Annotated in this window: 15 protein-coding genes; 8 read left to right on the top strand and 7 right to left on the bottom strand. The window is 50.7% G+C overall.

What is annotated here, in order from left to right:
• Positions 1–330 precede the first annotated feature (330 nt).
• The 5 genes from KVT28_RS09080 (at position 331) to KVT28_RS09060 (ending at position 3,659) form a co-directional block, all read left to right on the top strand.
• Positions 331–948, top strand: a complete 618-nt coding sequence (locus tag KVT28_RS09080; protein ID WP_217547857.1) for a dTMP kinase — start codon at positions 331–333, stop codon at positions 946–948.
• A 637-nt stretch (positions 949–1,585) separates the two neighbouring features.
• The gene (locus tag KVT28_RS09075) at positions 1,586–1,846 is read left to right on the top strand and encodes a hypothetical protein (protein WP_217547854.1); all 261 of its coding nucleotides are present in this window, start codon (positions 1,586–1,588) and stop codon (positions 1,844–1,846) included.
• A 426-nt stretch (positions 1,847–2,272) separates the two neighbouring features.
• On the top strand, positions 2,273–2,542 hold the full coding sequence (locus KVT28_RS09070) for a hypothetical protein (RefSeq protein ID WP_101761242.1): 270 nt from the start codon (positions 2,273–2,275) through the stop codon (positions 2,540–2,542).
• A 340-nt stretch (positions 2,543–2,882) separates the two neighbouring features.
• Positions 2,883–3,125 carry a regulatory protein YcgZ gene (gene ycgZ / locus KVT28_RS09065; protein WP_101761241.1) on the top strand — a complete coding sequence of 81 codons (243 nt, stop codon included), beginning with the start codon at positions 2,883–2,885 and terminating at the stop codon, positions 3,123–3,125.
• A 249-nt stretch (positions 3,126–3,374) separates the two neighbouring features.
• Positions 3,375–3,659 carry a biofilm development regulator YmgB/AriR family protein gene (locus KVT28_RS09060; RefSeq protein ID WP_101761240.1) on the top strand — a complete coding sequence of 95 codons (285 nt, stop codon included), beginning with the start codon at positions 3,375–3,377 and terminating at the stop codon, positions 3,657–3,659.
• A 114-nt stretch (positions 3,660–3,773) separates the two neighbouring features.
• Here KVT28_RS09060 and KVT28_RS09055 read toward each other — a convergent pair whose 3' ends face one another.
• The 5 genes from KVT28_RS09055 to KVT28_RS09035 form a co-directional block, all read right to left on the bottom strand.
• Positions 3,774–4,025, bottom strand: coding sequence for a biofilm development regulator YmgB/AriR family protein (locus tag KVT28_RS09055; protein WP_217547852.1), 252 nt, complete (start codon positions 4,023–4,025; stop codon positions 3,774–3,776).
• Between the two features lie 64 nt (positions 4,026–4,089).
• Positions 4,090–4,374, bottom strand: coding sequence for a hypothetical protein (locus KVT28_RS09050; protein ID WP_217547849.1), 285 nt, complete (start codon positions 4,372–4,374; stop codon positions 4,090–4,092).
• Between the two features lie 833 nt (positions 4,375–5,207).
• On the bottom strand, positions 5,208–8,258 hold the full coding sequence (locus KVT28_RS09045; protein ID WP_217547847.1) for an efflux RND transporter permease subunit: 3,051 nt from the start codon (positions 8,256–8,258) through the stop codon (positions 5,208–5,210).
• On the bottom strand, positions 8,255–9,355 hold the full coding sequence (locus KVT28_RS09040; RefSeq protein ID WP_217547845.1) for an efflux RND transporter periplasmic adaptor subunit: 1,101 nt from the start codon (positions 9,353–9,355) through the stop codon (positions 8,255–8,257). Before KVT28_RS09040 ends, KVT28_RS09045 begins: the two co-directional genes overlap by 4 nt.
• 73 nt (positions 9,356–9,428) lie before the next feature.
• Entirely contained in the window at positions 9,429–10,043 is a 615-nt protein-coding gene (locus KVT28_RS09035) for a TetR/AcrR family transcriptional regulator (RefSeq protein WP_192235282.1), read from the bottom strand.
• 240 nt (positions 10,044–10,283) lie between these two features.
• Here KVT28_RS09035 and KVT28_RS09030 point away from each other — a divergent pair, with 240 nt between their 5' ends.
• Complete coding sequence (locus KVT28_RS09030; protein ID WP_217547842.1) at positions 10,284–10,760, top strand: DUF2243 domain-containing protein; 477 nt, start codon at positions 10,284–10,286, stop codon at positions 10,758–10,760.
• Positions 10,761–10,772: 12 nt separating this feature from the next.
• The gene (locus KVT28_RS09025) at positions 10,773–11,390 is read left to right on the top strand and encodes a cytochrome c oxidase assembly protein (RefSeq protein WP_254633508.1); all 618 of its coding nucleotides are present in this window, start codon (positions 10,773–10,775) and stop codon (positions 11,388–11,390) included.
• 29 nt (positions 11,391–11,419) lie between these two features.
• Here KVT28_RS09025 and KVT28_RS27765 read toward each other — a convergent pair whose 3' ends face one another.
• Positions 11,420–11,656, bottom strand: a complete 237-nt coding sequence (locus tag KVT28_RS27765; protein ID WP_254633489.1) for a hypothetical protein — start codon at positions 11,654–11,656, stop codon at positions 11,420–11,422.
• A 43-nt stretch (positions 11,657–11,699) separates the two neighbouring features.
• Between KVT28_RS27765 and KVT28_RS09020 the strand changes: the two genes are divergently transcribed.
• Positions 11,700–12,599 (top strand): LysR family transcriptional regulator, encoded by a 900-nt coding sequence (locus KVT28_RS09020; protein ID WP_110867105.1) that lies wholly within the window; start codon positions 11,700–11,702, stop codon positions 12,597–12,599.
• Here the strand turns inward: KVT28_RS09020 and KVT28_RS09015 are convergent.
• Complete coding sequence (locus KVT28_RS09015) at positions 12,574–13,380, bottom strand: substrate-binding domain-containing protein (RefSeq protein WP_217547839.1); 807 nt, start codon at positions 13,378–13,380, stop codon at positions 12,574–12,576. The genes KVT28_RS09020 and KVT28_RS09015 overlap by 26 nt on opposite strands.
• Between the last annotated feature and the right edge of the window lie 7 nt (positions 13,381–13,387).

Below are 13,387 nucleotides of genomic sequence, written 5' to 3'. Positions count from 1 at the left end.
GCCCATTAACGCCTCTCTGCTTAAATAACAAGCGTACTGAGAGAAGTTTTCCTTTTGCTAATCGGATCCCCTAAACTCCATCGTGTAGATCGCAACATATGGGCATTGACCTAAAAATGAATTTACCATCAGAAAATGAGACTCGTAACTTAAAGCCATTGCCACAATGTCCATCAGTGTCTGTTATGAGAGCCTTTCATTTAGTTCACGCTGACGCGCCAGACAGCTTCAACGGACGTAGAAAGTGGACACCGGTTAATAAGAAGGAAATAGGATGCTTTTGCCCGATTTGAATTTCACACAAACGCTACATCACCCGTCATTTCGACTATGAGCCGTCCGCTGTTTGTTTCTCTGGATGGACCCAAAGGCGTCGGTAAAACCACGCTACTGGAAGCCATTACGAAAGTACTCAGGTCAGATAACATTAAGGTAATCCGGCTTTGCGAGAAAAAAAGCGATCCCTTCAGGAGAGAAACCATGGCTCTGGTGAACAGGCTGGCCAGAAATCCCTCCATGGTTTTAGAGCGGGAAGTTTGTGCGCGCTTTGCTGATAGCCGTGCATGGATTTCCCAACATGTGCTGACTAAACAGCCACCGTACAGCATCATTTTGATGGATCGCTGGTACCCGTCGGATGCCGCGTTTCGCCGGATGGTTCCATTTGCTGAGATTTTACAGTTAAACATTGATCGAAACGTGCAAGCGCCGGACCTGCATGTCGGGGTTGTTACTGCGCCTGAAATTTCATGGGCAAGGGCTGCAGCCAGAACGCGCGGGTTAAGTAGTACGGTGATGCATAAACTGGAAGATCATGTAGCTTGTACTCAGTCGTTCGAGCGAGCCGTTGCTAAACACGGCTGGGTTTTATGCCGTAATGAAGGGATGATCGAACACGCAACCCTGCAGGTTGTCAATGAGATCTACAAACTGCTGAATGACCTTTAGGCATCAGTTCTGAGACACTTTTTCTGCCGCATTCCATTAGACCTGTTAGTGGAAACTCATCACTCTGGCTGTGCCCTCAACACATCCGTCCATGGTTATCAGTTGCTACTCGGGCTAACTGTACATCGGTGTAATCCCTGAAAGTTCTACAGACGCACGTCTTGTGGATACGCTATGGCTGGGTGGGGGCTCCAGATATAACAGCGCGGTGCATAATATGCAGCTGGTGTCCGCCAACTTCCGCGTAATAAGCTGGCTATCCGTAAATGTAACGAAACCAATATCGTTACCTGCAAAGGGTTTTATTGCATCCTTGCGCTTTCATATTTATACAGCTGTTCACGGATTACTTTAGAATTAAATATATCACCCCTTTTTGTAGTGCCTTCCCATTATTTCACCGAGTTAATATCCATCATTGAGAAGCGCTTAACGCCTTTAACATTAAACCTCTTTCATGCAAAATTGCACATAATACTACCCTGCATTAGCACCTAATAACGGCAGTGAACAGTCACTTAGAAAATATATAAATCTTAGATTTCATGACTTTTAGGAATTAACCTTTAGCTAAATCCGTAATAGCGCCTACAGTTTAAGTCGAGGTTGTCATAAACGTGAAAATGGAGGATGGTTAATGTCTTTTCAACACGACGGGAAAGGCTACGTCATTATTGGCGAAGCGGCACTGAGTATTGCCTTGGGACAGAGAGTTGTCAGCATACAATCACTGATTGACGAACTGGAACATATGGCAAATGCAGGCGGCAGCAAGGCAAGGTTGTCTGATATTTCTGAAGCCACAAAATGGCTGAAGAGTTTCGAAGAGCCCGATCGCGCTGTCCATAACGTGCCATACCTGCAAACGCTTGCAGGCTTGAACGACGAAACGAACTGACGCCTAAGGACGTAGTCCGGCTCTGGCCGGAAGACGACGACGAAGATGACCTCAACGGTCGCGTTTAACGTGTACCGGCTGGAGAAAATGTCACGGACGACACTCTCCCCTTCCTTAATTAATCCCCACCTGTCATTTGGCAATATTCATTTCCCATTCCCAAATTACGTATCAAAATCTTCATTAATTGAGGCAAGTTTTGTCTTGAAAACGATTTCATTATTTTCCCTCGAAATTTGAGACTTTTCTTTATCATCAAGCAATGCGTTTACATCTGGCATAATTTAAGATAATTATCAGCAAGTTGAGCAGCAACATTAACATGCAAAATTTGATAAACCGTAATCTCTAAACAATCTTAAAGACCTTAAGGAAGTTTGTTACTACACTATTCCTACGGTAATCGAAAATATTGGAGGAAACGCAGTGTTATTTCATGACGAAGAACAAGGCCATATCATTATTGGCGAGGCAGTGATTAATCTTGCTGTGAGTCAGAAGGAAATCAACATTCACTCCCTCATCATTGAGTTGGGCACCATGGCCGAAGGCGATGCCAGCGACAATAGACTTGCTCAGATAGCCGACGCCAGACGCTGGCTAAAAGCCTTTGTCGAAACCTCCCCACGAAACCGCGAAGAGCTACGTTGGCTTTCAGCATCCAGACATTTACGCGCTATCAACAATGATCGTTAATGGGTGACTAACGTTGATTCAGGTTAAGGATGCGCCTCAGGGCGCTCCGCATTATGTCGATAAGTAAGTGAGTTAAACAGACTTCATTCCCTGAACCTTTCAATACCCCCTCCTCCAGTTAATCGCCCCCTCTCTCTTTGTACAAATTTACTCTTATCTTCAACAACCAGAACCCGACAGCCGATCTCACAACCAAACATAACTACCTGAATAAAAAGGATAAGCATCATTTGCTTAAAAAGAAAATCTGTACAGATAAATTAATCCTGTACAAGTTTTAAAAGATTGTCTAACTTTATGTTCAGACAGAATCGACTATCCCAACTTTTACGAGGTTCGCATGCGTCAGAGTGTTTCTAAATTTCCCGATACAGCCAGCGATATTGCACATTATTTTAGCAAAGCAAGCGCGCCAACTCAGCAAGAAACGCTAGGTCAAATTGTTGTCGAAATCCTGCGGGCAGGCAAGAACCTTAATCGTAAGGCTATCTGCACTAAACTGTTAAGACGTCTCGAAGTCGCAGCCACTCAAGAAGAAGAACGCCATTATCAGACATTAATCGGCATGCTTTTTGATCGCTAAGTTTTATCTGTTGGCGAGATAAGCCAGTCACGATCCCGTCGAAGGGATTCAGGCTTTAAACCGCTCATTAATGGATTTTTATCCATGAAAGGCGTGCCATAACAGAAATATGCGTTAAATTTAGTTTTGAATGACTTTTAACTGGGTAAATAGCCCAGAAAGCATGGGTTTGTTTAGCCAAGACCCAACGCAATAGCGTAAACATCTTTCAAACGTTGCCGCAGAAATATCTGATCACAAGGAGAGAAAATGCAACAAAGCGCACAGCAAACGTCCCGCGAAATAGACATTACTGACTATCTCCAAAACGCAGGTGACAACCTTTCTGCGGAGAAGACACTGATTGACTCCGCCATCCAGACGCTTGAGAGTCAGGGTAAGAGTGTCTCCAATAGCGCCATTATTTTGTACTTCATCTCGGAAATTGAAAATACCACGGACCCGTTGCAACTTGACGCGTTACTCAACGCGTTGAAGATGGTGGTGGGCTTTACTCCGGGTGAAGAAGAACGTTGGGCATTTTTTTACTGGTGAGTAAAGTCTCAGGGACATGAGGATCAGTATTTTTAATATGGATGTAGCGGTCAGAAAAGCGGGGAATTGACACAACTCTCCCCGCTGATAGGCAAATAGAATAGATTGGTTTTATTAATCATCATCATTAGGCGTATGGCCTACAACGATTTCAAGGCAGTTGCGCAGCACATCGAGTTGCTCAATATCTGTCGCACTCTCCAGCTCCGCTATCAGACTCATAATGATGGCCTTGTTCGTCACTCTTCCTCTCTCTGCGATCAATGACTTTACGATGATACCAATGACTTCTTTTTCCTGTGCATACTGGTCACCGGTGCTGTGTAAATAACTCTGCAGGTCTGACTCGATAGTATTCTGCTGCATAAAATATCCTTACTGAGTTGCGCATTTTTGTCTCTCTTCCACGCACTTAAGCCCTTAGCCGGCGTTAATGTCGGGTTGAGTCGTCATTACCGAATTTGTCTATATCAAAATTTGCCATGTGCTCCCGGTCCCCAACTTTAGGGGATTCACTCTCGGCAATTTCTTTCTTAACATCCTGCATAGCGAGAAGTATTACGCGCGCACGTTCTTCATCCTTTTCAGCTTTCAGCATGCATTCAAGCTTCGAGAGGAGCGCACGTCGCGAGATGCCGGCTTTTTCGCGCAGCAATGCTATTACCGCCTCGCCGATGAGAAGGTCACTCAACTTTTGTTCATGGTGATTTTTCATATCACTCTCTGTTCAACATTTAGTGTTGAGAAGAGAGAGAGATGCGGCTGAAAAACGCTGCAATATCATTTACTGAATGGCATTTTCCCAGGTTCTGTTGCAAGGAAACCTCACGTGTTCATAATTTAATCAGATCGTCATGCAGTAAACTTATACAATGATCGCAATGTTGTACAGTTTTATCAGCGTGAATTGATGAATATTTAATATGAGATAGGGCAAGTAAAACAGGATTGGACTTTTATGGCAGGAAAAAATGACCTCTGAAAGTGGAAATCTCTAACGCTTTCAGAGGCGATGCAAAGCATCATTCGTTACGTGCGGAGAGTACCGCTGGGTCAATTTATAGGAGATTAAAAAAAATGCACGGGTTATATTTTTTTATTTTAGCTCCTATTACAGTCATTTAAATTGCATCTTTATCAAAATGAAACCGCTTCGGTTATTTATGAACTCAATCATCAAGAATATTGATAATTTTTATTTGGCCATTCCAAATAAATGCCATTTATTAATCGATTTCTCATTTTCAAAAGACCACGTTGATAAGTAACGCTCGGGTTTTACTGACGAGGATAAACGAAGCCAGGCAGTGATTTCAGGACTGTCTACCAGACCATTGCTGTGATGATTGAAGTGATAAAGGCCTCGTCCCCGAGCCTTTTCATTTTTATTTGTGGACCTGAGTTGCAGGCGTTAAATACTGCTACTACTCTTTTATCGCTTCATACTTGGTACGAAGGTTACACACAGCACGCACAGCGTGCGAGAGTCTTTGCATATTGTTCATACTTCCTTCCCCGCTCCAGGCGGGGATTTTTTTCAGCATTAGCCTACCTGACACGGAACCAGATGGCATACATCGCCGGTAAAAACACCAGCGTCATAATGGTGCCGCCCAGCGTCCCGCCAATCAGCGTGTAAGCCAGCGTGCCCCAGAACACGGAGTGCGTCAGTGGAATAAATGCCAGAATCGCCGCTAGCGCTGTCAGCAGAACCGGCCGGGCGCGCTGCACCGTTGCCTCAACGATAGCTTTGAAAGGTTCGTGGCCTTCCCGCTCATTCTGATGGATTTGTCCGATCAGGATCAGCGTATTACGCATCAGAATCCCTGACAGCGCGATCAGCCCAACCAGTGCATTAATGCCAAAGGGCTGCTGGAATAGCAGCAGCATGGGCACAACGCCAACCAGCCCGAGCGGCGCGGTCAGAAAAACCATCACCATCGCTGCCATGGAACGCACCTGCAGGATGATGATCAGCAGCGTCAGGGCAATCATAATTGGGAACAGCGGCAGCATCGCTTTAGTCGCTTTACCCGACTCCTCAATCGAGCCCGCCTGTTCAATACGGTACCCCGGCGGCAGTGACGCGATTAATGGCTGAAGTTCCCGGCTCAACGCACTTGAGACATCCGGTGGCTGCAATCCGTCAGCAATATCGCCGCGCACCGTTATGGTTGGCGTTCTGTCGCGGCGGCGCAGCAGCGGATCTTCCATGCGGATGTCGATTTCACCGAGTTGCGAAAGTGGAATGCGCTGCCCATCGGCTCCGGCTAGCGTCAGAGCGTCAAGGCGCGCGGGATCGAGGCGCACCTCTCCGGCTGCACGACCAACCACTTCCACAGATCGGATATCTTCACGAATCGCCGTGATAGATGCCCCGCTTAGCAGGAACTGCAGTTGACGAGCCGCTCCGGCAGGCGTTAGCCCCATCGCCTGCAGCCGATCCTGATCCAGCCTGAAATGCATTACCGGTACACGTGAACCCCAGTCGGTGTTGACGGTGCGCATCATCGGGCTGGCCTGCATCAATACTTTCACTTTCGCGGCCAGCTGGCGCAGTACGTCTGGATCGGGACCCATCACCCGGTAAGCGACCGGATAAGGCGAATAGGGACCGAAAACCAGCTGTGTTACGCGCACCTGCGCTTCAGGCGCGAGCCCATCTGCTGCCGCTTGTCGCAGACGCTGCTTCAGCGCATCGCGATCGTGCTCGCCGTTGGTCAGCACTACGATTTTGGCAAAAGAGGGATCCGGCAATTCCGGGGCCATCGCCAGATAGAAACGCGGCGCACCCTGCCCGATATACGCGGTTACCGTGCGGGTTTCTTTTTGCTTTTTCAGCCAGTGCTCAATTCGCGCCGTGGTCTGGCTGGTCTGCTCTATTGAGGTGCCGTAAGGCATTTGCACTTCAACCAGCACCTCAGGACGATCGGAGGTTGGGAAGAACTGTTTTTTCACCAGCCCCATGCCAATGATCGCCAGCACAAAGCAGCCAATCACCGCGCATGCCACCCACCACTTATGCGCGATGACTTTGGTTAGCAGCCGTCTAAAGCGATTGTAGTGGCGGGTGTTATAGATTGCCGCGTGGCCACCGACTACCGGCTTGATGTCGGGCAGCATCTTCACGCCCAGATAAGGGGTAAACAATACTGCCACCACCCACGAGGCAATCAGGGCAATCCCCACTATCCAGAACATATTGCTGGTGTATTCACCGGCGGTGGACTGCGCAAAGCCGTTGGGCATGAAGCCGATCGCGGTTACCAGCGTGCCGGCCAGCATCGGCGCGGCTGTATGGCTCCAGGCGTAGGCCGATGCTTTGATGCGGTCATAGCCCTCTTCCATTTTCACCACCATCATCTCTATCGCAATGATGGCGTCATCAACCAGTAAACCCAGTGCGAGGATAAGTGAACCCAGCGTGATGCGGTCAAAGTTTTTTCCCGTGGCGGCCATCACCACAAATACCACGGCAAGCGTCAGCGGAACCGCGGCAGCAACCACGATGCCAACGCGCCAGCCCATGCTGACAAAGCACACCACCATCACCACCAGCAGAGCCACGAAGAACTTCACCATGAACTCATCGACAGCCGAACTGATGTTAACCGCCTGGTCGGAAACGTTGGTGAGCGTCATGCCCAGCGGCATGTCACTATTTATATTTCGGACCTCTTGTTCCAGCGCTTTACCCAGCTCAAGACCGTTCCAGCCTTCCCTCATTACCACGCTCAACATCAGTGCAGGTTCACCCTCATTACGGATGAGAAAATCGGGCGGATCGACATAGCCACGTTCGACCTTGGCCACGTCGACAAGCCGTAGCGTGTGATTACCGGAGACGACCGGTGTGTTGCGGATTTTTTCGAGCGTATCCAGCGCACCGTCGAGGCGGATAAACACCTCGGGCCCGCGCGTTTGTATCGAACCGGCGGGTGACAGGGCATTTTGCCCGTTCAGGGCGTTAAATATCTGTTCCGGTGTAATGCCCAGCGTAGCGAGGCGATCGCTGGAAAAGGAAACATAAATACGTTCTGCCTGCTCACCGGTAATGGTGACTTTTTTTACGCCCGCAACGTGTAGCAGCTGCTGGCGGAGTTTTTCGGCATCACGAGACAGAAATCGCTGCGGTTCACCCTTTGCTTTCAGTGCATAGAGGGCAAAAACCACATCCGAGAATTCATCGTTAACCATCGGCCCGATCACACCTGCCGGCAGGTTGCGCGCCTCATCGCTGAGCTTTTTGCGTGCCTGGTAAAACTGCTCCTGCACTTCAGAAGGCGGCGTGCTGTCCTGCAGGGAAAGCATGGTGTATGCCATTCCGGGACGAGTATAGGTCTCGGTGCGGTCATACCACTTCAGCTCCTGCAGCCGCTTCTCCAGCGGCTCAGCCACCTGATCCTGCATCTCCTGCGCGGTGGCGCCAGGCCAGGCGGTGATCACCGTCAGCTGCTTGACGGTAAAGGGGGGATCTTCCGCTCTTCCCAGACCCAGAAAAGCCACTATGCCGGCAACCGTAACGAGAATGATCAGGAACAGCGTGACCGATCGTTCACGCACCGCTAGCGCCGAGAGGTTAAAGCGATTGCGGCTCATGGCTCGGCTCCTTGCGACCCAGGCATTCCGATGCGGACGGCTTCACCTTCATGCAGCAGGTGTGCGCCCAGCGCGGCCACCTGTTCCCCGCTCTGAAGCGGACCCGACACGCGCGCACTGTCGTCGCTGATGCCGAGCAGCGTCACGGCACGCCAGGTGACTTTGGCGGGTTTGCCTTCCACCAGCCAGACGCCAGCACCGCGTCCCGCATCCCACACTGCACTGAGCGGTACTGACCAGGATTCTTGCGTCGCCGCAGATTCCGGGATACGCAGGGTTACGGTTGAACCCAGTGGAGCACTGGCTGCGGCACCGCTCAGCACATAGCGTGCTTCGTAGGTGCGGGTTGCTGCATCCGCCGAGTCTGACAACTCGCGCAGCCTGGCATCGTTCTCGATCCCACTGCCATACAGGATGGCTGTAGCCGGCGATCCCACCTGCGGGCGCAAAGTCTCCGGCAGACTGACCATCGCCTCACGCTGACCGGCGCGGGCGAGACGCACAACCGTTTGACCGGCGCTAACCACCTGGCCTGGGTCGGCCAACGTATCCACCACCACGCCATCGGCATCAGCACTCAGTACGGCATATTGCGAGGCGTTGAGCGCCACGCGTGCCTGCGCCTGCGCGGCGCTCAGATCGGCACGCGCGGCATCTGCCGCTGCACGAATTTGACTGTAAGAGGATGCAGAGACCGCGCCAGAACCCACCAATCCACGATAGCGTTTCTCATCATCGCCGGTCTGGCGCGCGCGTGCCTGGGCGGCGTTTACCGCACCCTCCGCAGCGCGGACCTGCAGCGCGAGATCAGCGGGATCGAGCCTCATCAGCAGCTGGCCGCGTTTGACGCTTTGCCCCTTATCAACCAGACGCTCAAGCACCTTGCCCGACACGCGAAAACCCAGGTCGCTCTGAAAACGTGCGGCCACAATGCCGGTAAAAACGCGAGATTGACCCGCCGCAGGCTCGACGGTCGCCGTCCTGATGAGTGGCGGCCGGGAGCGCGGATCGTCAGCGGCTGATAGAGGTTCGCCGCAACCAGTCAGAATGACCGGCAGCAGGCAGATGACGGACAACAAAGGGAGATGCCGGAGCATGGGTTACCTTACTCAAGGGAAGTATGAGGACGCCATTCTCTGACTAGTGACCAATTATGTCAATGGTCACAAACTACGGAGCGAGACTTCTAAGTACTAATGCAGCCAATTGGTTTGCATCTTCTCCGGCCGTATCAAGTGAGGATTGCAATTGAAGTGGATCGGCAAGAGGTCTGAGTACCAGATAGACGGCGGCGGCCGTTTCATCCAGCGGCGTTTTACGCTCAAATTCCCCGGCAGTGCGTCCTGCGCGCAGGATGGCGAGCACGATTTCACGCAGGGAATCCTCATATTGCACAGCAGCAGGCCAGTGCTCACGCGAGGAAGCGGCGGCGATGTCATACAGCCGACGTTCGCGGAAGAACAGCTCGCAGCCTGCCACAGCAAGCGTCTGAAACAGCTGCTTTATTTTTTCCGTGGCGGAAGGTGACTTCTCCAGCGCAGCGTTCAGCCTTTCCGTGATATCCGTAAGGCAATTGGCGCAGATGACTTCACCGATTTCCTGCTTAGAACCGAAAAACTTGTAAATGTAGGCTTTTGAGAAGCCGATTGATCGCGCGAGATCGGATACGGTGGTTTTCTCAAAGCCGTAGTGGCTAAAGTATTCCATGGCGGCAGCCACAATCTGATCGCGGATGGTGTGGTCGGAAGGCCCACGCGTGGCGGCGGTAGTTTTTTTCTCTGTCATATTTCAACTTTGCTCGGTGAGCTGATGTAAACGATGAGTGACCAGTGGATATTTTGGTCACAATTTCTCATCGCTTCAAGGCCTGATTGCTATCATCACAATCTCAGCGGAATCTCTGAAAAACCGCTTTCGGTAATGTCGTGCGCCCTGCCCGACATAACGCTGGCGTAAATTGGCCGGGCTGCGGGAATTATCATCTACGCTTCTTAAGTGAAATTTAACTTTTACCCGGAGAACGTAGTGCCAACTTTGAATTCCAGTCCTCAATCCGATCTGAAACGTTCATTCATAGCCACCCTTCCACTGGGAATCGGTATGATGGCGGCAATTGATGAAGTGGTATTTCATCAGATTCTGGCCTGGCATCACTTCTTTGACTGGGGCACACCCGCGTTTAGCCTGCTTTCAGATGGATTATTGCACGCAGGCGAGCTGATTCTTTTCGTGCTTGGTTTTTTCATGTTTGCGGACCTGCGAAGCCGTGGAAAACTCAACCGCACGGCAGCATGGGCAGGATTCATTGTGGGGTTGGGTGCGTTTCAACTGTTTGATGGAATTGTTGATCACAAGCTGCTCAGGCTGCATCAGATCCGCTATGTTGATAACGTGCTGCTTTATGACCTCATCTGGAATCTGTCTGCTGTGCTGTTATTGGTGGCAGGCTTGCTGATTTATCGTCACGCGCGGTCTGCTCTATCCGCTAAAACGGAAGTTTGATCCGTGGATCCCATGATGCATCCTGCGGCGATGCCCCATTCAGTCGCGCTATTTACTCTTCTGATCATAGCTCCGGCTGTCATCCTCTTTTTTTATTTGATCGCCGCTGTCCGTTTACGGCGGGTTGCCCACTGGAGCGCCTGGCGCATGGCCAGCTTCACCGCCGGCATCGTCACGATCGTGGCATCCATGCTGCCGCCTTTGGCTAACTGGGCGCATCATGACTTACGCGGTCATATGTTGCAGCATCTGTTACTTGGTATGTTTGGACCTCTCGGATTGGTATTTGGGGCGCCCGGCTCACTGATATTACGCACTCTATCCGCACGGTGGGCGCGCGCTATGATGACTATTCTCCGCACCCGCCCGATACGCTTTTTAATCCATCCATTTACCGCTGCTTCGCTGGATATTGGCGGGATGTATCTTCTTTATCTCACTCCGTTATATGCGTTGAGCATGGCCATTCCTGCCCTGTTTATTTTCCTGCATCTGCATTTTGTCCTCTCCGGCTACCTGTTTACCTGGTCTGTTGCCGGGCCCGATCCCGCGCCTCACCGTCCATCGAGAACTGTGCGTCTGGCGGCAATTTTTTTGCTACGACCGCTCACGCTATTCTTGCGAAGTTGATGTACGGCTTCGGATACCCACGTGGAACCTTAGCCAGCTCTGAAGAAATTCAGCAGGCTGCGCAGTGGATGTATTACGGCGGAGATATTGCCGAGTTTTGCATTATCTTCGGCTTTTTTGCCGCGTGGTTCCGGCAACGCAGCACGCTGCCAGAAATGCTGGTGGGGAAATAATGACCATTCCATGACAAAATTATTTGCCAATATGAAAAGTAATAACATTTGTAGGTAATACGTGGTTACCGTAATCAATAATGTGGCTATCATTGCGCTTTGAACACCCGCTGGCTCCAAAGGACTGTCTGCTGCTATGCCTGTAAACTTTGACCTTAACGATCTTTATGCCTTCCGTGCGCTGGTTGAATACAGTAATTTTCGGCTTGCCGCTGAGTCCATCTGCCTTTCTCAGTCAGCATTGAGTCGTAGGATAGAAAAGCTGGAATCCGCGTTAGGGATCAAGTTGTTCGACAGAACGACCCGGCGTGTCACGTTGACACTGTATGGACGGACCTTTGCTGAACGCTCAGATCAGCTGCTGGCGAATGTTGAACTGGTATTAGCGGATATTAATAAGGTGAGTCAGGATCGTGTAGGGCTGGTCACCGTTGCCACTGTGCCCTCGGCAGCCTACTATTTTATGCCCGATGTTATCCGCCGTTTCCAGACACGCTATCCACGAGTGCGTGTGAAAATCATTGATAGTAGCGCTGGAAACGTCATTGAAGCAGTGGCCAGTGGTCAGGCAGACTTCGGCATCTGTTTTGCCAGGGATCTGCAAACCACTATCGAATTTATACCCTTGACGAGCGATGTCTACGTGGCGGCCTGCAGGCGGGATCATCCATTAGCCAATAAAAAAAACCTGACCTGGCGAGAGTTTTATCAGCAGGATTACATTGAGCTGGATAAGACCTCCGGTAACCGCCATCTACTTGATAAGATGCTGGATCACATCGTTCCTGAGCGCCCCAGTATCTGCGAAACCCGTCATGTGACCACCATGCTAGGTATGGTTGAAGCGGGTATCGGCATGGCTGCCGTACCCGCTATGTCGATGCCGATGTCAGAGCATTCAGTACTCACACACCTTTCACTCACTGAGCCGGTGGTAAAGCGTACGGTTGGCCTGATCAGGCGCAGTGGCCGTATGCAATCCTACATTGCAGCTGAGTTAGAGAAGCTGATCACTGAACAGTATCGTGTTGTTTAACTGGCAGTTCAGCCGTCACCGATCGCAATCCGGTAGCGCGCACAGTATCTTGCGCCTCAGCCGAAGAGAGGAAGTTGAGTAACGCTTTGCCCTCCTGCCCGTTTGTTGCTTTGGCGGTCACCGCACCGGCAAAGCGGGTAACGTATTGCACATCTTCAGGCAGTTCACCCACAAAGGTGACGCCCGGCACAGGTAGCAATTCACTCACTTGCTGGAAACCGATGGCATAATTGCCTTTAGCCACTTCGGATGCCACCGGAATGCGCTCTACCCTATGCGCTTTTGTTTTTACCTGGTCTTCTATACCCAGTTTTTTAAACAGTTGGCTGCTGACATAGCGGCCGCTGGCACTGTCAGAATAAGCAATAGATTTGGCCTGCAAAAGGGCATTACGCAGATCTGCATCCGTTTTAATATTTAGTTTAGGCTCACCTTCTTTGACGACCATACCAATTGAAGAGTCGGCTAGCTCAACGCGCGAACCAAGCTGAAGCCAGTTATCCTTCTCCAGGTTTTTCAGCGCATCACCGACCATAATCACCACATCCGCCTTCTCCCCGCGCGCCAGACGCGCAGGAATCGCCTGAGGCGTTCTCCCCATCGAGGGACCAGAGATCAAAATGATCTTGTCGCCGCTTTTTGCTTCAAATTGTGGGGCCAGTTTTTCCAGCGCCGCTTTAAATCCGCCCGAAATCATAACGGTGACATCTTTGGCCGCCGCTGAAAAACTAACGGAACTCACTAACAGCGTAATGAGAAGTGAACGATGTATTTTTTGCATGATGTTA

The sequence above is a fragment of the Pantoea sp. GbtcB22 genome, assembly GCF_019091025.1.
GTDB classification, from domain to species: Bacteria; Pseudomonadota; Gammaproteobacteria; order Enterobacterales; family Enterobacteriaceae; genus Pantoea; species Pantoea leporis.
Note: the sequence above shows the minus strand (reverse complement) of the source record. Positions and strands in the feature narration are given on the sequence as shown.